The organism is Achromobacter sp. 18P8.1.1 (assembly GCF_057799415.1).
Genome location: NZ_JBYOKH010000021.1, coordinates 62131 through 80889, shown reverse-complemented (window position 1 = coordinate 80889; position 18759 = coordinate 62131). Strand labels below are relative to the sequence as shown.

The 18759-nt window shown below is 66.9% G+C and carries 18 protein-coding genes, 2 tRNA genes and 1 riboswitch; of the genes, 12 read left to right on the top strand and 8 right to left on the bottom strand.

Features of this window, described 5'->3' with window-relative positions:
- Positions 1 to 15: 15 nt before the first annotated feature.
- The 5 genes from AC27VE_RS15360 to hemA form a co-directional block, all read right to left on the bottom strand.
- Positions 16 to 579: a UbiX family flavin prenyltransferase gene (locus tag AC27VE_RS15360; protein WP_006227138.1), complete on the bottom strand. Its 564-nt coding sequence runs from the start codon at positions 577 to 579 to the stop codon at positions 16 to 18.
- A 7-nt stretch (positions 580 to 586) separates the two neighbouring features.
- A complete protein-coding gene (grxD, locus tag AC27VE_RS15355; RefSeq protein WP_006227137.1) occupies positions 587 to 913 on the bottom strand; it encodes a Grx4 family monothiol glutaredoxin in 327 nt (108 codons plus the stop codon).
- Between the two features lie 132 nt (positions 914 to 1045).
- The gene (prmC, locus tag AC27VE_RS15350) at positions 1046 to 1879 is read right to left on the bottom strand and encodes a peptide chain release factor N(5)-glutamine methyltransferase (RefSeq protein ID WP_427960719.1); all 834 of its coding nucleotides are present in this window, start codon (positions 1877 to 1879) and stop codon (positions 1046 to 1048) included.
- A gap of 10 nt (positions 1880 to 1889) precedes the next feature.
- Entirely contained in the window at positions 1890 to 2972 is a 1083-nt protein-coding gene (gene prfA / locus AC27VE_RS15345; RefSeq protein ID WP_006227135.1) for a peptide chain release factor 1, read from the bottom strand.
- Positions 2973 to 3056: 84 nt separating this feature from the next.
- Entirely contained in the window at positions 3057 to 4331 is a 1275-nt protein-coding gene (hemA, locus tag AC27VE_RS15340) for a glutamyl-tRNA reductase (protein WP_006227134.1), read from the bottom strand.
- 273 nt (positions 4332 to 4604) lie between these two features.
- Here hemA and AC27VE_RS15335 point away from each other — a divergent pair.
- Both AC27VE_RS15335 and AC27VE_RS15330 read left to right on the top strand, forming a co-directional pair.
- Positions 4605 to 4680 (top strand) — tRNA-Phe (locus AC27VE_RS15335).
- A gap of 130 nt (positions 4681 to 4810) precedes the next feature.
- Positions 4811 to 4886: transfer RNA gene (locus AC27VE_RS15330), tRNA-Phe, on the top strand.
- Between the two features lie 75 nt (positions 4887 to 4961).
- Here AC27VE_RS15330 and AC27VE_RS15325 read toward each other — a convergent pair.
- A complete protein-coding gene (locus AC27VE_RS15325) occupies positions 4962 to 5267 on the bottom strand; it encodes a type II toxin-antitoxin system RelB/DinJ family antitoxin (RefSeq protein WP_315139812.1) in 306 nt (101 codons plus the stop codon).
- Between the two features lie 166 nt (positions 5268 to 5433).
- A riboswitch (TPP riboswitch) is annotated at positions 5434 to 5525 on the top strand.
- Positions 5526 to 5595: 70 nt separating this feature from the next.
- On the opposite strand from AC27VE_RS15325, the gene AC27VE_RS15320 reads away from it, so the two are divergent.
- From AC27VE_RS15320 to AC27VE_RS15290, 7 genes are read left to right on the top strand one after another with little or no spacing between them, the layout of a single operon-like run.
- Positions 5596 to 6678 (top strand): LuxE/PaaK family acyltransferase, encoded by a 1083-nt coding sequence (locus AC27VE_RS15320; RefSeq protein ID WP_488704357.1) that lies wholly within the window; start codon positions 5596 to 5598, stop codon positions 6676 to 6678.
- Entirely contained in the window at positions 6675 to 8135 is a 1461-nt protein-coding gene (locus AC27VE_RS15315; RefSeq protein ID WP_488704356.1) for an acyl-CoA reductase, read from the top strand. The genes AC27VE_RS15320 and AC27VE_RS15315 overlap by 4 nt, the downstream gene beginning before the upstream one ends.
- A complete protein-coding gene (locus AC27VE_RS15310; protein WP_488704355.1) occupies positions 8132 to 8896 on the top strand; it encodes an ABC transporter ATP-binding protein in 765 nt (254 codons plus the stop codon). Before AC27VE_RS15315 ends, AC27VE_RS15310 begins: the two co-directional genes overlap by 4 nt.
- A complete protein-coding gene (locus AC27VE_RS15305) occupies positions 8893 to 9657 on the top strand; it encodes an ABC transporter permease (protein ID WP_488704354.1) in 765 nt (254 codons plus the stop codon). The genes AC27VE_RS15310 and AC27VE_RS15305 overlap by 4 nt, the downstream gene beginning before the upstream one ends.
- A gap of 20 nt (positions 9658 to 9677) precedes the next feature.
- Entirely contained in the window at positions 9678 to 10679 is a 1002-nt protein-coding gene (locus AC27VE_RS15300; protein ID WP_488704353.1) for an ABC transporter substrate-binding protein, read from the top strand.
- Between the two features lies 1 nt (position 10680).
- On the top strand, positions 10681 to 11460 hold the full coding sequence (locus tag AC27VE_RS15295; RefSeq protein ID WP_488704352.1) for a 3-oxoacyl-ACP reductase: 780 nt from the start codon (positions 10681 to 10683) through the stop codon (positions 11458 to 11460).
- Positions 11461 to 11504: 44 nt separating this feature from the next.
- The gene (locus AC27VE_RS15290) at positions 11505 to 13967 is read left to right on the top strand and encodes a mechanosensitive ion channel family protein (RefSeq protein WP_488704351.1); all 2463 of its coding nucleotides are present in this window, start codon (positions 11505 to 11507) and stop codon (positions 13965 to 13967) included.
- A 16-nt stretch (positions 13968 to 13983) separates the two neighbouring features.
- Here the strand turns inward: AC27VE_RS15290 and AC27VE_RS15285 are convergent, their stop codons facing one another.
- Complete coding sequence (locus AC27VE_RS15285; RefSeq protein ID WP_488704350.1) at positions 13984 to 15156, bottom strand: M20 aminoacylase family protein; 1173 nt, start codon at positions 15154 to 15156, stop codon at positions 13984 to 13986.
- 151 nt (positions 15157 to 15307) lie between these two features.
- Between AC27VE_RS15285 and AC27VE_RS15280 the strand changes: the two genes are divergently transcribed.
- Both AC27VE_RS15280 and AC27VE_RS15275 read left to right on the top strand, forming a co-directional pair.
- On the top strand, positions 15308 to 16231 hold the full coding sequence (locus tag AC27VE_RS15280; RefSeq protein WP_488704349.1) for a LysR family transcriptional regulator: 924 nt from the start codon (positions 15308 to 15310) through the stop codon (positions 16229 to 16231).
- Between the two features lie 187 nt (positions 16232 to 16418).
- A complete protein-coding gene (locus AC27VE_RS15275) occupies positions 16419 to 17408 on the top strand; it encodes a Bug family tripartite tricarboxylate transporter substrate binding protein (RefSeq protein WP_488704348.1) in 990 nt (329 codons plus the stop codon).
- Here AC27VE_RS15275 and AC27VE_RS15270 read toward each other — a convergent pair.
- Positions 17395 to 17865, bottom strand: coding sequence for an Lrp/AsnC family transcriptional regulator (locus AC27VE_RS15270; RefSeq protein WP_006227121.1), 471 nt, complete (start codon positions 17863 to 17865; stop codon positions 17395 to 17397). The two genes, AC27VE_RS15275 and AC27VE_RS15270, sit on opposite strands and share 14 nt — an antisense overlap.
- 192 nt (positions 17866 to 18057) lie before the next feature.
- Here AC27VE_RS15270 and AC27VE_RS15265 point away from each other — a divergent pair, with 192 nt between their 5' ends.
- A complete protein-coding gene (locus AC27VE_RS15265; RefSeq protein WP_006227120.1) occupies positions 18058 to 18702 on the top strand; it encodes a LysE family translocator in 645 nt (214 codons plus the stop codon).
- Positions 18703 to 18759: the final 57 nt, after the last annotated feature.

Here is an 18759-nt window from a genome sequence, read left to right as displayed (position 1 = left end):
TCCCGCGGGGCCCTGCTACTTCATGCCTTCCCAGTGTGGGCCGGGCACGACGATGTCGAAGAGCTCCAGCACGCGCGCCACCGTGTGGTCCACCATCTCTTCGATGGAGGCCGGCCGGTGGTAGAAGGCCGGTAGCGGCGGAAACACGATGCCGCCCATTTCGGTCACGGCCGTCATGTTGCGCAGGTGAGCCAGGTTGAAGGGCGTCTCGCGCACCATCAGCACCAGGCGCCGGCGTTCCTTCAAGGTAACGTCGGCCGCTCGGGTAATGAGGTTATCGGACAGGCCGTGGGCCACGGCCGCCAGCGTGCGCATCGAGCACGGCACGATGACCATGCCCGCCGTCTGGAACGCGCCGCTGGCCAGCGTGGCACCCACGTCGCGCACGGAGTGCACGTGGTCGGCCAGCGCATAGATGTCGTGGCGGCTGACATCAAGCTCATGCTTGATGTTCAGCACGCCGGACGCGGACACCACCAGATGCGTCTCGACATCGTCCACGCCGCGCAGCGCTTGCAGCATGCGCACCGCATAGAGCGCGCCGGTGGCGCCCGTGATGCCGATGACCAGTCGCCGCATGGACGACTTAGGCCGTGGCGCCGGATTGCTCCAGCAGCGTCTTCAGTTCGCCGGATTCGTTCATCTCATTCATGATGTCCGAGCCGCCGATGAACTCGCCCGCCACGTACAGCTGCGGGATGGTGGGCCAGCTGGAGAATTCCTTGATGCCCTGGCGGACTTCGTCGTCTTCCAGCACATTGACGGTAACCAGCTTCTTCACGCCACAGCCCTTCAGGATCTGGATGGCCTTGCCGGAAAAGCCGCATTGCGGGAATTGGGCGGTGCCCTTCATGAACAGCACGACGGGGTGCTGGGTCACGGTTTCGCGGATGAATTCTTGAACGTCGCTCATGGTGGTCTCTTGGACAGGCATAACGGAATACGCCAATTATAGGTACAGCCGGGGAAACCGCCCGGATTACCCGGATGCGGCGCCGGCCTATGCCGGGAATTCAGGGGCGGAATCTGTAACAAGCGGCGCCGGTCAGCGCCCGGCGGCCCGCCAGCGCCCGCCAGAAATGCGTTCGATTCCGGCCAGGTCCTGGCGGCTGCGCACGTCTTCGAAGCCGGCGGCGGCCAGTAAATCGCGCACCGCCTGCGCCTGGTCCCAACCATGCTCCATCCATAGCGCGCCGCCCGGTTTCAGGTGCCGGCCGGCCCCCGCCACGATATGGCCCAGGTCCTCCAGGCCGCCGGCGCCATCGGTCAGCGCCCCCCGCGGCTCGAAACGCAGGTCGCCCTGGTCCAGGTGCGGATCGTCGCTGGCCACGTAGGGCGGATTGGACACGATCAGGTCGAAGCCTTCGCCCGCAGGCACGGCCTCGTACCAGCTGCCTTCCACGAAGCGCACCGACGCGGTCAGCTCCCAGGCATTACCGGCGGCAACCGCCAGCGCGGCGGCGCTGACATCCGAGGCCATCACCCGTGCATCGCGGCGGGCCAGGGCGATCGAGATCGCAATCGCGCCGCTGCCCGTGCCCAGGTCCAGCACGGCGGGGCCCGCCACGCCGGCCACGCATTCCAGCGCGGTCTCCACCAGCACTTCGGTATCGGGGCGCGGAATCAGTACGTCGGGCGTCACGCGGAACCGGTGCCCCATGAACTCGCGGTGGCCCAGCAGATAGGCCATGGGCTCGCCGGCCACGCGCCGCGCAAGCAAGGCCTCGTAGTCGGCCGCCACCTGGGGATCCAGCGGATCGGTGTCATGCGCCAGCAGCCACGCGCGCGGCTTGCCCAGCACGTGCTCAAGCAGCATGCGCACTTCCAGGCGCGGCAGCCGGGTGTCGGCCAGCAGGCTGTTCAACTGGGGCTGGGTCATGGCGCGCGCCTCAGATGTCGTCGCCCAGCGCCGCCAGCTGCTCGGCCTGGTGTTCGGCGATCAGCGCGCCGGTCAGTTCTTCCAGATCGCCTTCCATGATCTGCTGCAGCTTGTACAGCGTCAGGTTGATGCGGTGGTCCGTCACGCGGCCCTGCGGGAAGTTGTAGGTGCGGATGCGTTCGGAACGGTCGCCCGTGCCGATCAGGCTCTTGCGCTCGGCGGCTTCCTTGCTTTGCCGTTCGCGGGTTTCCTTGTCTTTCAGGCGCGCGGCCAGCACTTGCATGGCCTTGTCCTTGTTGCGGTGCTGCGAACGGTCATCCTGGCACTCCACCACCAGGCCCGTGGGCAAGTGGGTGATGCGCACCGCCGAATCGGTCTTGTTGATGTGCTGGCCACCCGCGCCGCTGGCGCGGAACGTGTCGATGCGCAGGTCGCTCGGGTTGATGACGATCTCCGACATCTCGTCGGCTTCCGCCATGATGGCCACGGTGCAAGCCGACGTATGGATGCGGCCCTGCGCTTCGGTGGCGGGCACGCGCTGCACGCGGTGCGCACCGGACTCGAACTTCAGGCGCCCGTAGGCGCCGTCGCCGTCGATCCGCGCGATCACTTCCTTGTAGCCGCCCAGTTCCGACGCGCTTTCCGACATCAGTTCCACGCGCCAGCCGCGCGTTTCCGCGTACCGCGTGTACATGCGCAGAAGGTCGCCGGAGAACAGCGCGCTTTCGTCGCCACCCGTGCCCGCGCGGATTTCCAGGAACACGCTGCGGCCGTCATTGGGATCGCGCGGCAGCAGCAACAGCTGCAACGCGCTTTCCAGGCCTTCCAGCTTGCCACGCCCCGATTTGATCTCGTCTTCCGCCATCGCCTTCATGTCGGGGTCCGACAGCATTTCCTGCGCGGTCGCCAGGTCTTCCTCGGTCCGGGCAAAGGCGGTGAATGCCTCGACCACGGGTTCCAGTTCGGCGCGTTCGCGCGAAAGCTTGCGGAAACGGTCCATATCGGACGCGGTTTCCGGTTGGGCGAGCAACGCGTCCACCTCGGTCAGGCGGTGACACAGATGCTCCAGCCGGCTGCGCATGGATGATTTCATGGGGGAATGACCAAAGAGAAGACAGGAATAGCGGGCGCCCACAAGACGAACGCCCGCCAGGAGGCGGGACGTGGGACAGATTCGCTAACGGCGGGAGTCGCGGCCGGGGAAAAGGCGCGGCATCCAGGCAAGCAGCTGCTTGCGCTCGTCGCCTTCGCTGCGGTTCAACGCCGCCAGCGGGCCGTGCAGGTATTTTTGCGTCAGGCCGTGCGCCAGTTGTTCCAGCACGGCTTCGGGCGATTCGCCGCGCGCCAGCAGGCGGCGCGCGCGTTCCAGTTCGGCGGCGCGGACGTCTTCGGCGGCCTGATGCAGGTCGCGGATGACGGGCACCACTTCGCGGGACTGCATCCAGTGCATGAAGCCCTGGACGCGGGTTTCGATGATGGCTTCGGCCTGTACGACGGCGGCGCGGCGGGCGTCGGTGCCGGTCTGCACCAGGCGGCCCAGGTCGTCCACCGAGTACAGGTAGACGTCGTCCAGGCGGCCGACTTCGGGTTCGATGTCACGCGGCACGGCCAGGTCGATCATGACCATCGGGCGGTGGCGGCGCAGGCGCGTAGCCCGTTCCACCATCCCCAACCCGAGGATGGGCAGGGAGCTTGCCGTACAGGACACGATGACGTCGAATTCCGAGAGGCGGTCGGTCAGGTCCGACAGCTTCATGGTGCTGGCCGAGAAGCGGTTGGCCAGGATTTCGGCGCGTTCGGCCGTGCGGTTGGCCACGACCATGCTGCGCGGACGCTGCGCGGCGAAGTGCGTGGCGCAGAGTTCAATCATTTCGCCCGCGCCGATGAACAGCGTGCGGGCCTGGTCCAGATTGCCGAACACGCGCTCGGCCAGGCGGACGGCGGCGGCGGCCATGGACACGGACTGCGCGCCGATGGCGGTTTGGGACCGCACTTCCTTGGCGACCGAGAAGGTGCGCTGGAACATCTGGTGCAGCAAGGTGCCCAGCGATCCGGCTTCGCCGGCGGCGCGCACGGCGTCCTTCATCTGGCCCACGATCTGGGTTTCGCCCAGCACCATGGAATCCAGGCCGCTGGCCACACGGAAGGCGTGGCGGACGGCGTCGTCTTGATGGTGGCGATACAGGTGCGGGCGCAGCGTGCCGGCGTCCAGGCGGTTGTGTTCAGCCAGCCATGCGGGCAACTGATCGGCAACGTGGCCGTCAGCGGCGCAGTAGATTTCGGTGCGGTTACAGGTGGACAGGATGGCAGCTTCGCGGACCGAGCCGCCAAACGCCGAACGCAGGCCTTCCAGCGCGGGCTTGACCAGATCGACGGGCATGGACACGCGTTCGCGAACCGAAACCGGCGCGGACGTGTGATTCAGACCGAAGGCGAGGACAGCTACCGACATGAGTAAGCGTGAAGAACTGCCACCAAGAACAATGCGTCAGGTGTGGGGACGATACTGCGGAAAGTTCCCCAAGCCGTAACAGCAGACCGTTAAAGATTATACCCCTGCGGGTTATCCCCAGGCCAATCCGCCCCCTTGCCGCGACCCTGCGTCGCACCCTTGCGTGCCATTCTCCCAACACTTGGCGCAAGCGCTCCGGCCAAAAGGGATAGAGGATTTTTCCGCCCCGGCTGGCGCACGGCAAGAAATTTGTGTATAGTTGCGGACTTCGTTGGCCTGGTAGCTCAGTCGGTAGAGCAGAGGATTGAAAATCCTTGTGTCGGTGGTTCGATTCCGCCCCAGGCCACCAAAAGAATTATCGGGATCGAATACCGGAGTCGCGGCAGCCAGACAGACAACTGAAGGCAACCGAGACAACTGACAACAGATCCCGAAAAAGCCCAGCCGCCGCGCTGGGCTTTTTGCAAAGCGTACGTGTTGGCCTGGTAGCTCAGTCGGTAGAGCAGAGGATTGAAAATCCTTGTGTCGGTGGTTCGATTCCGCCCCAGGCCACCAACATTTCCTCCTAGCGCCGATACTCAGCCACTGAGTTCCTCCGGCCTTCCATCGCCAGCGCTGACCACTCCACCTTCACGTCTTGCCCTCGGCTTTGCGCAGGGCGGCGGCGCGGCGTTTGGCGAAGTGGGCTGAGGCCTCTTCATTGGGCACGGCTGGCCGCGTGTCGCTCAAGGCTTCTTGCACTTTGGCGCGAAACCAGGCGTCATGCGCGGCAGGGTCCACGGCAAAATTGAACGGCAGCGTTCCTTCATTGGCCACGCGGGTCAAGAGAATACGCACGGCATCCGACACGGTCAGGCCCATGTTGTTGAGTACTTGCGTGGCGCGCGCTTTCAGAACGGGGTCGATGCGGGTTTGAACAAGAGCGGTGGCGGGCATGGCAGGCCTCCTGGTGGACTAGACTTGGGATTCCCGCATTGTAATTCAATTGAATTACACAAGACCGCTGTCAAATACTTGATCCAAAACCAAGGTGGACATCCTGAACCCGAACTCATGACATGGTTGCCCGGAAAAGGGGGAAATCCCATTGCAGGGTAAAATCGATCCTGCTCCGGGGTGCACGCCAGTGCTGAGATTCAGACCCGCGAACTTGACCCGGTTCATGCCGGCGTAAGAAGAGCATTCGCCTTGTCCTGCCGCGCCCTTGCGCCGCTTGCGCAGGCGGGCTTCGGAGCTTCCCTGTACAGGATTGCCACGAACGCCCATGAACAACGTCGCCCCGCCGGTCGCGGAAGTACTCGAATTCATCGCCCAGGACGGCTGCACCGACGAGCAGTTCGATCAGCTCGCGCTGCGCCTCTTCGCCTATCAGTACGGCGCCAGCGCCCCCTATCGCAGTTTCTGCCAGCGCCGCGGCGCGACGGTGCGCAACGTGAAGACGTGGAGCGACATTCCGGCGGTGCCCATCGATGCCTTCAAGGCGATGGAGCTGCGCTGCGAGCCGCCCCGTCCTGACGAGCGCGTGTTCATGACCAGCGGCACGACGCGCGCCGATATGCGCGGGCGGCATTTCCATCCGCACCTGGCCGTGTACGACCTGTCCATGACCCGCAATTTTTCCCAGCGCGTCATGCAGGGCACGCCTCGCCTGCCGATGGGTATCTTGTTCCCGGACGAAATCGCGATGCCCAATTCGTCGCTGGCGCATTACCTGGCGCTGGCGAAGTCCGCCTTCGGCACCGAAGACAGCCGCTATTTCATGTCGCCGCAGGGCATCGACCTGGACGGCTTGTGGCGTCAGCTGGAAGAGGTCGAGCGCCGGGGCGAGCCCTATGCGCTGCTGGGCGCCAGCTTCAGCTTCGTGCATGTGATCGACGCGCTGCGCAAGGAAGGCCGGTCATTCCGCCTGCCGCCCGGAAGCCGCATCCTGGACACCGGCGGCTACAAGGGGCAGTCGCGCGACTTGCCGCTGGACACCTTTTATTCGGAACTGTCGGAGCTGCTGGGCGTGCCGCGCACGCTGTGCATCAACATGTACGGCATGACGGAACTGAGCACGCAGTTCTATGACGACGGCAATGCCGTCGTGCCGTCGGTCAAGTCGGGGCCGCACTGGATCCGTTCGCGCCTGGTCGATCCGGCCACCGGACGCACCGTGCCGGCCGGTGAACGCGGCATCCTGGCGCACTGCGATTTGGGCAACTTCAATTCGGTCAACACCATCCTGACGGAAGACGTCGGCCTGCCGGCAGACGGCGGCTTCCTGCTGCTGGGCCGCGCCGAGGGCGCGCAGGCCAAGGGATGCTCGCTGGCGGTGGAAGAATTCATCCGGTCGGCCACGCCATGAACACGGTCCGGGTCGAGGCCGGATACCTGCCGGGACTGGCCGCGGCCGACGTCCAATGGCAGACCCTGCCGTTCGAGCAGGATGGCCAGCGCGTCGACGTCGCGGTGCCGGTATTGACCGCGCTGCAGATGCAGGCACTTGCCGAGCGCGTCAAACGCGCCAGCGCGCAGCATCTGAAGACGATGACGGTGTCGGAGATCATCGCAGTCATCGACCGCGCCATCGCCCGCCTGCTTGATCCCGACGACCCGTACCGGCGGCAGGCCGACGCGCTGCTGCCGATCGTCAGCGGCTACGACGCCGAGATGGTACGCCTGGGCCTGACCGGCTTTTTCAAGACGTTCCGCGCACCACAACTGCACCGCTTCGTGGCCGAAGACTTCGCCAACCCCAAAGTGCTGGACGGCTTCCAGCCTGCCGCCAAGGGCGGCGCGGTGCGCGCCTACGGTCCGCAGCTGCTCGCCCATAGCTGGGCGGGCAACGTTCCCGCGCTGGCGTTGTGGAGCCTGGTCTGCGGGCTGCTGGTGAAGGCCGGCAACATTGGAAAACTGCCCAGCGCCGAGCCGCTGTTCGCGGGCTGGTTCGCACGCTTGCTGGCCGAGGTGCACCCGCCGCTGGCCGATTGCCTGGCCGTGGTGTGGTGGCGCGGCGCGGGAGACGAAGACGCGTCGGCGCTCTATGCCCAGGCCGATACGGTCGTGGCCTACGGCGGCAACGACGCGCTGCACGCCATCCAGCGCCGCCTGCCGGTCACGGCACGCTTTCTGGCGCACGGGCACAAGCTGGGTTTCGGCGTGGTCAGCGCAATGGCGCTGGACGCCCAGAAGGCGCCCGCCTTGGCCCGGCGCGCGGCGTGGGACGTGATGCGCTACGACCAGCAGGGATGCTATTCGCCGCACGTGTTCTATGTGCAACGCGGCGGCCCGGTCTCGCCGCGCGATTTCGCGGGCTACCTGGCCGGCGAGCTGTCGAATCTGCAGCGACGCTTTCCGCGGCGCGCATTAGACCTGGAAGAATCTGCCGCCGTGGCGAAATGGCGGCAGTCGATCGAATGGACGCTGCCCCCAGGCGGCGCGGACGCGCTGATCGGCGACATGGAAACGGCATGGAGCGTGGCCTACGTCGATGAGGCGGCCTCCCTGGCGCCGACCGCTCTGCAGCGCAGCATCACGGTGGCCGGCATCGACGCGCTGGACGAGGTGGCGCCGCTAGTGGCGTCCCGCCGCGAATTCCTGCAGACCGCCGGCGTGGCCGCCACGCCGGAAGAGCTGTACCGCTTGGCCGAACAACTGGGCGCGGCAGGCGTCACCCGCGTGAGCGCCATCGGCGCGATGAGCGTGCCCGAAGCCGGCTGGCATCACGATGGCCGCTTCAATTTGCTGGATCTCGTCCGCATGACTGAAATCGAGCAGTCCGCCGAAGCCGCGGCCGATCCGTTCGCGTCCTACGAGCCATGAACGCCGCTGTGACCAGGCCTTTTCTGGACATCGAACGGGCGGTCTATACCTACCCGGGCCGCCCACCCATCGTCGACGGTATCGATTGGCGACTGGAGGCCGGTGGATTTCATTGCCTGGTCGGGCGCAGCGGCTGCGGCAAGACGACGCTGCTGAAGCTGGCCGCCGGCCTGCTGAGGCCGCAATCCGGCCACATCCGCCTGTGGGACGGTACGCCCGCCGCCCCCGGGCCGCAGCTGGGCTATGTGTTCCAGGCCCCCACGTTGCTGGAATGGCGCCGCGTGATCGACAACGTGCTGCTGCCCGTGTCGCTGCAACGCCGTCCGTCTTCGGAGGACACCGCGCACGCGCACGAACTGCTGGCAATGCTGGGCCTGTCCGACCATGCGCAGCATTACCCCCGGCAACTGTCCGGCGGACAGCAGAGCCGGGTGGCACTGGCACGGGCACTGATCCTTGCGCCGGCCCTGCTGTTGTTGGACGAGCCCTTCGCGGCATTGGACGCCATCACGCGCGGCGAGCTGCAGGACGACCTGGTGCGGATGTGCCGCCTGCGCAAGACAACGGTGCTGTTCGTCACGCACGACATCAGCGAAGCCGTCTACCTGGGCGACCGCGTCGCGGTCATGCACCAAGGCCGCATGGTGGCCGACCTGCACGTGGACTTGCCCGCGCCGCGCACGCAGTCCATGCGGCACGGCGCCGCGTTCAATGCATATTGCGCGCAGGTGTTCGAATTCATGAACGGGGCCCGCCCATGACGGCCGCCTTCACGTCTCGCTTTTTGGCGGTCGCGCTGCTGGTCGTCCTGATCGGCGCTTGGGAGGCGGTTGTCAGGCAAGCGGGCATTTCCGCGCTGGTGCTGCCCGCCCCTTCCGCCGTCGCCACGACGCTGTGGACGAGCCTTGCCACCGGCTATCTGTGGCCGCACATCGGCGCCACGCTGGCCGAAATGCTGCTGGGGCTGGCGCTGGGCGGCGCAGCCGGCCTGGCGATGGGCGTGGCGTTGGCGGAATCGGCCTTGCTGGATCGCGTGCTCAAGCCCTACGTCATCATCAGCCAGGTCGTGCCCAAGCTGGCGCTGGCGCCGCTGTTCGTGCTGTGGTTCGGCTTCGGCATGGCGCCCACCGTCGTCATGACCGCGCTGATCTGCTTCTTCCCTTTGATGGAAAACACGCTGACCAGCTTGCGGCAGGTGGATCCGAACCGGCTGCAGCTGTTCCGCATGTTGGGCGCCTCGCGCGCGCAGACCTTGCTGCGCCTGAAACTGCCCGCGGGGCTGCCCGGCATCCTGGCCGGGCTGCGCGTGGCCCTGGTGCTGGCGCTGGTCGGCGCCGTGGTGGGCGAATTCATCGGCGCCAGCCGCGGGTTGGGCGCCGTCATCATCGCCGCGCAAGGCATGATGGACACGCCCCTCATGTTCGCGGCGCTGACGGCCATCGCCGCCATCGGGCTACTGGGCTATCAGGCCACGCTGATGCTGGAGCGGCGCCTGCTGCGCCCCTACGCCGATCACTCATGACATTCTTCAGGACTCGTCCCATGCTCCCCTCTCCCACCCGCCGCGCGCTGCTGACCGCAGCCGCGAGCTTCGCCGCGGCGTCTCTGGCGCCGGCGGCCGCATGCGCCCAAGACGCCGCCGCAGGCAAGGTCACGCTGGCCGGCTGGAGCAAGCCCATCAGCGAAATCACCAACCTGCTGGCCGAGCCCGACAAGGGCTTCTTCAAGGCGCAGGGCGTGGAACTGGTCTACCTGCCGGGCGCGGGCGGCGGCGACGCCATCCGCAACATCCTCAGCGGCCAGGCCGACGTGGCCTTCACCGACCCGGGTTCGTTCTTCATGGCCCTGGACAAGGGCGAGAAGCTGCGCGCCATCTACGACATTTACCCGCAGAACGTCTTCAACGTGGTGTCGCTGAAGTCGGCCAACATCACGCGGCCGGCGGACCTGAAAGGCAAACGCATCGGCGTCTACAGCCTGGCCAGCGGCACGCGCCAGAACCTGCTGGTGATGCTGCACCAGGCCGGCCTGACCGAGGCCGACGTTGAAATCGTCGTGACGGGCGTGCTGAATTTCGCCCCGCTGCTGCAAGGCCAGGTCGACGCCACCGCCGCCACCGACACCGGCCTGCTCGTGGGACGCCGGCGCGGCCTGGGCGAGGTCAATGTGATGGAAGTGCGCGACACCCTGAACATGTCCAGCGACCTGTTCGTGGTGAGGGAATCCGTCCTGCAGCAAAAGCAGCCGTTGCTGCGCGCGTTCCTGAAGGCGTACCGCGACAGCGCCGCGTGGATGATCGCCCAGCCGGAGGAAGCCGCAACGCTGGCCGGCAAGCGCGCCATCGACGGCACCGACCGCGCCATCAACCTGGAAGTGATCCGGTTGCGCAATGCGGCCTCGATCGCTTCCGGCGGCCGCCCGCTGGGCACGCTGGATCTGGACCTGCTGCAACAGGCCGCCGATGCCTATCGCAAGCTGGGCCTGATTCAGAATCGCATCGACGTGTCCGCCGCCGTCGACGCCAGCCTGCTGCCGGCAGCCTGACATGAGCGCCGCCCTGAAGTTCACAGGCAAGGTGGTGCTGGTGACCGGCGCCAGCCGCGGCATCGGCGCCGAAATCGCCCGCGGCTTTGCGCGGGAAGGCGCGACAGTGGTCGTCAACTACCTGAGCAATGCCGAGGCCGCCGAGGCCGTGGTGGCGCAATGCCAGGCCGCCGGCGGCGACGCCTGGGCCGTGCAGGCCGATGTCGGCTCGCCGGAGGCGGTGCGCGCCATGGTCGACGGCATCGTGCAGGATGCGGGCCGGCTGGATGTGGTGGTCAACAACGCCTTGCGGCATTACGCGTTCGATCCCCGGCAGCGCACCGCGTTCGACGCCCTCGGCTGGCAGGACTACCAATCGCAGTTCGACGGCGCCGTCGGGGCGGCGTTCAACGTCTGCCGCGCCGCGCTGCCGCATTTCAAGCAGCGCGCGCAAGGCGCCATCGTCAACATCGCCAGCAACCTGATCGAGCATCCGGTGGTGCCGTATCACGACTACACCACCGCCAAGGCGGCATTGGTGGCGTTCAGCCGCAATCTGGCCACCGAACTGGGACCCTACGGCATCCGCGTGAACTGCGTCGCCCCCGGCCTGGTCTACCCGACCCAGGCCAGCGGCGGCACGCAGGAGTCGTTTCGCGAGCAGTTGATCGCCACCACGCCGCTGCGGCGCATCGCCCGGCCCGAGGACGTTGCCGGCCCCGTGTTGTTCCTGGCGTCCGACTGGAGCGGATTCATGACCGGGCAGGTGCTGTTCGTGGACGGCGGACTGGTGATGCGCTAGAGTGGGTAGCCCCCCGGTTCGCCGCATCCCAACGGAGTCGCGACATGCGCGTCCGAGCACGAATCCTCCACTGCCTGTTCGGACTGCTGCTAGGCCTGCCGGGCCTGGCAAGCGCACAAACGGCCTCGGCGCCGGCGGCGCCCGCCCCGGCTCCGCCCGAGGCCATCCAGATGGCGGACATCCCGTTGCGGGCGGATACCGACCTGCGGTACGCCGAAGGCGTGCTGCAACGCGTCGCCACGGCCGACCCGGGCACGGCGTTCACACCCACGCTGGACGCCATCGCCAAGTCCGCCGACGAAAAACTCTATGAATTCCAGCCCGCCCAGCTGCGCACCCTGCCGATCATGCGGGTGGAAAGCCTGGAGCGGCATTGGCTGTTTGACGCCCACCGGCTGGCGCGTTGGCGATCCGACCTGCGTCAGGCCACCTCCTGGTACGCCAGCGACGCGGCGGAATTGTTCCGGCGGCGCGCCGCGTGGCAGGCGATCAAGGATGCCGCGGGTGCGGCCAACCTGCCGCCCGCGCTGACCGACCGCATGGATGCGGTGCTGGCGCAATTGACCGCAGCCGCCCAGGCGCTGTCCGGGCCGCTGTCGCGGCAAGCCGAACTGGAACAGCGCGCCGCTTCCATCGAGGAACGGATCAAGGCCGGCCAACGTTCGGTGACCGACGCCATCGACTACATCGATTCCCGCCTGATGCGCGTGGATTCGCCCCCGCTCTGGGCCCTGGGCCAAACCCCGGACTCGGGCCAGGACACGATGGCGCTGCTGCGCACGGGGCTGGACATCGAAGTGCGTTTCGCCCGCGATTACAACGCGGCCGAAAGCGGCAACCAGCGCGCGCTGCGCATATTGCAGCTGGTGCTGCTGCCGCTGCTGCTATGGCTGGCGCGAAAAAGCCGGGACGCGATCCGGGCGGGCGTCATGAGCGAAACCGCAGCAGGCGTGCTTGGCCGTCCCCTGTCGACGTGGCTGCTGCTGTCCATGCTGGGCGTGCTGGCGCTGGAGCCGGATGCCCCCTTGATGGTGCAGCAGGTCGCGCTGGTGCTGGCGGCGGTGCCGGTGCTGCGCTTGCTGCCGCCCTCGGTCCGCCGCCAGATGGATCAGTGGCCGCACGTCATCACCGGGCTGTTCCTGGCCGAGCGCCTGGGGTTCCTGTTTCTGGCCAACACGCTGTTCTACCGGCTGTCCACCGTAGCGCTGACCGCCGTCGCGCTGGCCGCCATCCTGTGGTTGATGCGCCGGGGCCACAAAGCGGTGCCCGTCGCCCCCACGCGGCAGATGCGCGCCTTGCGGGCCATCGCCTGGGGCGCCGCGGCGCTGCTGTGCGCGTCGCTGGCCGCCAACCTGTTCGGCAATGTGTCCCTGGCCGAAATGTTGACCAGCGCCGTCATCGGCAGCGGCTACTTCGGGCTGGTGCTCTACGCGGGCGTCACCGTCATCACCACGCTGCTGCAACTGCTGCTGGCGCGTCAGGGGATCTCTCGCTTCCGGCTGGCGCGCGAACATGCGCCGCCGCTGGTGCAACTGCTGATCCGCCTGTTGACCGCGGCCGCCGCCGTGGGTTGGGCGGTGTACGCGATGGACCGCTTCCGCGTACTGCGGTCGACCTACGCCTTCGTCGCCGAACTGCTCTCCTATACGCTGGCCGTCGGGACGATCTCGATCAGCCTGGGCAATATCCTGGTGTTCCTGATCTCGGTGGTGATCGCGTTCTGGGCCGCGCGCACCATCCGCCTGGTCCTGCACGACGAGGTGCTGACGCGCATGGCGCTGCCTCGCGGGGTGGGCAACAGCATCGCGTCGCTGACCTATTACCTGGTGCTGCTGCTGGGCCTGGGCATCGCGCTGTCGGCGGCGGGCTTCCAGACCAGCCAACTGACCATTGTGTTTGGCGCGTTGGGCGTGGGCATCGGCTTCGGCCTGCAGAACGTGGTGAACAACTTCGTGTCGGGCCTGATCCTGATGTTCGAACGCCCGATCCAGCCCGGCGACGTCGTGGACATCAGCGGCACGTCGGGGCAAGTGCGCGAGATCGGGATGCGGGCCACGCGGATCAAGACTTTCGAAGGCGCCGATGTGATCGTGCCAAACGGCACCTTGCTGTCCGAAAAACTGACGAACTGGACCATGCTGGACCGCAGCCGCCGCATTGAAATCAGCGTCGGGCTGGCATACGGCACCGACCCTGCGCAGGTGATCGCGCTGCTGAACGGCGTGGCGCGGCAAACGCCCGGCATCGTGGCCGACCCGGCGCCCGTGGTGCTGTTCATGGGTTTCGGCGCCAGCACGCTGGACTTCAGCCTGCGCGCCTGGACCACCGATTTCGACCGCTGGATCGATATCCGCAGCGACATGCTGACGGGCATGTATACGGCGCTGAAACAGGCCGGCATCGAGATCCCGTTCCCGCAGCGCGACCTGCATCTGCGCAGCATTTCGAACGAGGCCGGCGCCATGCTGGCGACGCGGCCGCCGCCCGCGGCCACCGAATCCGGCTGAGCCGTGGCGCCGCGGCTTATGCGGGCATCGCTTCCTTCACCAGTTCCACCCAATAGTGCGCGCCCAAGGGCAGGATGTCGTCGTTGAAATCGTAGTACGGGTTGTGCACAGGCGGATTGTCCTGTCCCGGGCGGGCCGCCCCCACGAACACATACGCGCCGGGGCGCTGCTCCAGCATATAGGCGAAATCCTCCGACCCCATCCGCGGCGTGCAGGCCGTGTCCACCTGTTCCGCGCCCACCACGCGCGCCGCCGCCCGGGCGGCCAAGCGCACTTCGGCCTCGGTGTTGACGCATGCGGGATAGCCGCGGAACACCTGCACGTCGATCGTGGTGCCGGAGGTCATGGCCACGCCGGCGCACACCTCGCGCAGCCGGCATTCGGCCAGGTCGCGCGTGGCGGCCGTCAGCGTGCGGCAGCTGCCGCGCAGTAGCACGCTGTTGGGCACGACGTTCCACGTGTCGCCCGCGTGGATCTGCGTGAGGCTCAGCGCCAGCGCATCGGTGGGCTTGACGTTGCGGCTGACGATGGTCTGCATGGCGGTGACCACCTGCGCCGCCGCCACGATGGGGTCGACGCCATGTTCAGGCTGGGCTGCGTGGCAGCCCTTGCCCGTCACGGTGATCTCGTAGGTATCGCAGTTGGCCATCACGGTACCCACGCGGGTTGCCACCGTCCCGAAGGGCAGGTTGGGCGAATTGTGCAGCGCGAAGACGGCGTCGCAGGGAAACTGCGTGAAGAGGCCGTCCCGCACCATCGCCAATCCGCCGCCCGCGTGCTCTTCCGCAGGCTGGAAAATGAAATGCAGCGTGCCCCGCCAACCGGTGTCGCCGGCCAGATGATGCGCCGCGCCCAGCAGCATGGCGGTATGGCCGTCGTGGCCGCAGCCATGCATCTTGCCGGCGATGGTCGAACGGTGCGAGGCGTCACCCAGCTCTTGCATGTCCAGCGCGTCCATGTCGGCACGCAGGCCGATCACCGGCCCCTCGCCTCGTGTCATCGTGCCCACCACGCCGGTCTGGCCCAACCCGCGGTGAACGACAGCGCCGGCCCGTTCGAGCTCCCGGGCCACCAGGTCAGCCGTGCGGAATTCACAGAAGGCGGTTTCAGGATGCGCGTGCAGATCGCGGCGCCATTCGCGCATTTGATGCAGCAGGTCGGGGCTGACGGGCGATTGGACGATGGCCATGGGGCGGGGTCTCCGTAAGGCGGCTTGGGGGAAATACGGCTACCGACTATAGACAGGCGCGGGTACAAAGCCGATAGCAATGATCAAGTCTTATCGATGCGGTTTTTGCAACGATCCAACCCCACGCCAAGACCGCGGCAAGGAAGCCCTGATGGATGATGTCCTGGAGTTCAAGCGGACGCTGTGTCTGCTGCAAGTCATCGAGACCGGCACGCTGCGCGCCGCGGCCGACCAGTTGAATACCGATCCGTCGGCCATCAGCCGCGCCATCGCCCGGCTGGAGGCGGACACGGGGCTGACCTTGCTGGAACGCCGCGGACGCGGCGTCGTGCCGACCGATGCGGGGCGCCTGGTGGCGCTGTTCGCGCGGCGGCAGCAGGACTTGAATGAGTCCTTCCAGGCCGAGGTCAACAACCTGAAAAGCGCCACCCGCGGCCACGTCGAGCTGGCGTTGGGCGAAGGGTTCGTCGACATGCTGTGGGAACCCGTCCTACTTTCGTTCGTGCGCCAGCATCCCGACATCACCTATAGCATCCATGTGGCCGGCACCAACGAAACCGTGCGCTGCATCGTGGAGGAACGCGCGCAGATCGCCCTGGCCTTCCAGCCGCCCAACGATGTCCGGCTGCGGTCGCACTATTCCCGCGCCGCGCCGATGCGCGTGCATGTGCACAAGGACCACCCGCTGGCGCGCACGCGCCGGGCTTTGCGGCTGGCGGACCTGGCGCCGCACGGCTGGGCCGCGATGGACGAATCGTTCGGCGTGCGCCAGCACATCCAGGCGGCGGAGCTGGACGAAAACGTCAAGCTCAAGCCAGCCTTGCTGACCAATTCGTTCAAGATCCTGTGGGAGTTCGCCAGCCAGGGGCTGGGTTATGTCGTGAACCCGCTGTCCATGCCGCTCAAAGGCGCGCAGTTCCGCCAGATGGTGTCGCTGCCGCTGGCCAATCCCATCCTGAACAACAGCCGCACGCACGTCATCAGCCTGGCGGGCCGGCACCTGCCGCCCGCGACCGCCAGCATGCTGCGCCACATCCTGAAGACGTTTCCCGCCCTGGAGCCCCGGCGCGCCTGAGCCGTCCTCGCCTGAACCTTACGCACTGATGCAGGCCACCCCCAGGCCGGCAGCGCATCGTTGCGGAATTCACAATGATCCGACCGGCCGCCCGACATTGATGCGGGCAAACGCCGCTGCCTAGACTGCGTGAAGCAGTCCGGGAACCCGACTGCCTCGACAACAGCAATGACAAGGGAGAAGCAGCATGCGTTGGAACCTACCGGCCCGGGCGGCCGCCATTTGCCTGGCGGCCTGCGCTGCCGCCCCGCTGGCGCAGGCCGCGGACTACCCCGGCGACAAGCCCTTGAGCCTGATCGTGCCGTATCCGGCCGGCGGCGCCAGCGATGCCTCGGCGCGGCAGTTCGGCGTGCACATCGCCCATGCGCTCAAGCAGCAGGTCATCGTCGAGAACGTAGGCGGTGGCGCCGGCATGCTGGGCGCGCGCCGCGTGCTGACCAGCGCCCCCGACGGCTACACCTTCCTGCATGGGTCGGCCAACGAAGTCATCCTGAGCCCGTTCCTGAACACGGCGGCCCGCTACAAGCCCGAAGACTTCCGCCTGACCCAGCCCATCAGCGAAGCCACCATCGTGCTGTTGGCGCGCGCTGACTTACCCGTATCGACCGTCGATGACTTCATCGCCTACGCCAAGCGGCCGGGCGCCAAGCCCCTGACCTTCGGCAGCGTCGGGGTGGGTTCCCTGTACCACATCATGACCGAGTACCTGGGCCGGCGCGTGGGTGCGGAATTCCTGCACGTGCCCTATCGCGGCGCGGCGCCCGCCCTGCAGGACCTGATCGGCCGGCAGGTCGATTTCGCCGTCCTGCCCTATCAGCAGGCGATGGAAGGCATGGCGGCGCAGCAGCAGATAAAGATCCTGACCAGCTTTTCCGACACCTTGCCCCCGCCGCTGGCCAAGCTGCCGCTGATCTCGCAAAGCAAGACCATCCCGGACTTCGTCTACACGATCGCGGGCGGTTACTACGTGCGGCAGGATACGCCGGCGCCAGCCGTGGCCACTTTGCGCCGCGCGGTGGGATATGCGTTGGAGCAGCCCGACCTGCGCGAGCGGATGGAAGCCGAAGGACGGCTGCTGTTGCGGCCGATGAGCCAGCAGGATGCCGACGCCTACGCGGTGGCGCAGGTCGCCAAGTATCGGCAGATGATCGACGCGCTGGGGCTCAAGCCGATGTAGGCATCGGCACCGTCAGCCCGTGCTTCACCCGGTTCATGACCACCAGGGTGGAGAAGCGCTTGACGTTGGGGTTGCCCCAGAAGTGGCGCTGGGCGAAGACCTCGTATTCGGCCATGTCGGACATGGTCAGGGTCAGCACGAAATCGACCTCGCCCGTGACTGACAGGCACTGCATGATCTCGGGCGCGCCCGACATCGCGCGCTTGAACTGGTCCAGCTTGTCGGCGCGCTCGCTCTCCAGCGACACCAGCACCACCATCATGATCCCCCGTCCCACGGCGGCGGGATCCACCACCGACACGTCGGCCGTGACCACGCCGGCTTCGCGCAGGCGCTTCATGCGGCGCAGGCAGGACACGGGCGACAGGTTCACGCGCTCGGCAACGTCCTGGCTGGTGCGCTGGTTGTCTTCCTGCAGGCTTTGCAGGATCTGAAGGTCGAAATCGTCTAGTTCCATGGGGGCTCGGAACGCGTGGTATCTGGGCGGATAGGGCTACCCGCCAGATTCTAATCCTGCCCGCGACGGAATCCGGCCCCATTTCGACGGGAAACTTCATTTCCGGCCCTGCGGACGAAGGAAATATTCAGGCGGCTTGCTTACACTGGGAGCCTGCCACCCGCCACGCGGGATTTCCAGCCGTATCCCGCAATGCCCTCACTCCAGCTTTTCCTGCTTTTCCTTGCCGCCGATGCGGCGCTCAAGCTCACGCCCGGCCCCGACATGGCGCTGACGCTGTCGCGGGGCATGACGCAGGGGTTCCGCCCCGCCTTCCATAGCGTGCTGGGCAATGTGGCGGCCGGCTTCATCCAGGTGCCGGCTGTGGTGTTGGGCCTGGCCTCCGTGCTGCGGGCCTTCCCGGCGCTGTTCGTGGGCATCAAGGCGGCAGGCGGTCTGTACCTGGGTTACCTGGGCATCAAGGCGATCATCCGCTGCGCGCAATCGGCCGAGGTGTCGCTGAGCGCCCGGCCGGGCGACGCCCGCGACGCCTTCTGGCAGGGCTTCATGACGAATCTGCTGAACCCGAAGGTGCTGCTGTTCATGATCGCCTTCCTGCCGCAGTTCACCACGCCGGACAACGGGCCCGTGTGGGTCCAGATGCTGGTGCTGGGCATCACGATGAAGGTGCTGAGCCTGCCCTATGGCAGCTGCTTCGCATTCGGCGCGTCGCGTATCCGCGGCTGGGTCGGGCGCAATCCGTGGTTCCTGCGGATGCAGCAAGGACTGCTGGGCGCCATCATGGTCGGCCTGGCCCTGTATGTGCTTTACTCCACCGCCGTGAATCCTGGCCCGTGATGGCTGGACCCAGGCCCTTTTTGATTTTGCGCACCGCCCCAACGCTTTGAGCTTCAC

What these genes read in the sequence shown, in the direction of transcription:
- prfA (WP_006227135.1), bottom strand. Translation starts at nt 2,972, where the DNA reads ATGAAATCATCCATGCGCAGCCGGCTGGAGCATCTGTGTCACCGCCTG.
- AC27VE_RS15305 (WP_488704354.1), top strand. Translation starts at nt 8,893, where the DNA reads ATGACGGCCGCCTTCACGTCTCGCTTTTTGGCGGTCGCGCTGCTGGTC.
- AC27VE_RS15275 (WP_488704348.1), top strand. Translation starts at nt 16,419, where the DNA reads ATGCGTTGGAACCTACCGGCCCGGGCGGCCGCCATTTGCCTGGCGGCC.
- AC27VE_RS15325 (WP_315139812.1), bottom strand. Translation starts at nt 5,267, where the DNA reads ATGCCCGCCACCGCTCTTGTTCAAACCCGCATCGACCCCGTTCTGAAA.
- AC27VE_RS15320 (WP_488704357.1), top strand. Translation starts at nt 5,596, where the DNA reads ATGAACAACGTCGCCCCGCCGGTCGCGGAAGTACTCGAATTCATCGCC.
- AC27VE_RS15310 (WP_488704355.1), top strand. Translation starts at nt 8,132, where the DNA reads ATGAACGCCGCTGTGACCAGGCCTTTTCTGGACATCGAACGGGCGGTC.
- AC27VE_RS15360 (WP_006227138.1), bottom strand. Translation starts at nt 579, where the DNA reads ATGCGGCGACTGGTCATCGGCATCACGGGCGCCACCGGCGCGCTCTAT.
- hemA (WP_006227134.1), bottom strand. Translation starts at nt 4,331, where the DNA reads ATGTCGGTAGCTGTCCTCGCCTTCGGTCTGAATCACACGTCCGCGCCG.
- AC27VE_RS15280 (WP_488704349.1), top strand. Translation starts at nt 15,308, where the DNA reads ATGGATGATGTCCTGGAGTTCAAGCGGACGCTGTGTCTGCTGCAAGTC.
- AC27VE_RS15300 (WP_488704353.1), top strand. Translation starts at nt 9,678, where the DNA reads ATGCTCCCCTCTCCCACCCGCCGCGCGCTGCTGACCGCAGCCGCGAGC.
- AC27VE_RS15315 (WP_488704356.1), top strand. Translation starts at nt 6,675, where the DNA reads ATGAACACGGTCCGGGTCGAGGCCGGATACCTGCCGGGACTGGCCGCG.
- AC27VE_RS15285 (WP_488704350.1), bottom strand. Translation starts at nt 15,156, where the DNA reads ATGGCCATCGTCCAATCGCCCGTCAGCCCCGACCTGCTGCATCAAATG.
- AC27VE_RS15265 (WP_006227120.1), top strand. Translation starts at nt 18,058, where the DNA reads ATGCCCTCACTCCAGCTTTTCCTGCTTTTCCTTGCCGCCGATGCGGCG.
- AC27VE_RS15270 (WP_006227121.1), bottom strand. Translation starts at nt 17,865, where the DNA reads ATGGAACTAGACGATTTCGACCTTCAGATCCTGCAAAGCCTGCAGGAA.
- AC27VE_RS15295 (WP_488704352.1), top strand. Translation starts at nt 10,681, where the DNA reads ATGAGCGCCGCCCTGAAGTTCACAGGCAAGGTGGTGCTGGTGACCGGC.
- prmC (WP_427960719.1), bottom strand. Translation starts at nt 1,879, where the DNA reads ATGACCCAGCCCCAGTTGAACAGCCTGCTGGCCGACACCCGGCTGCCG.
- AC27VE_RS15290 (WP_488704351.1), top strand. Translation starts at nt 11,505, where the DNA reads ATGCGCGTCCGAGCACGAATCCTCCACTGCCTGTTCGGACTGCTGCTA.
- grxD (WP_006227137.1), bottom strand. Translation starts at nt 913, where the DNA reads ATGAGCGACGTTCAAGAATTCATCCGCGAAACCGTGACCCAGCACCCC.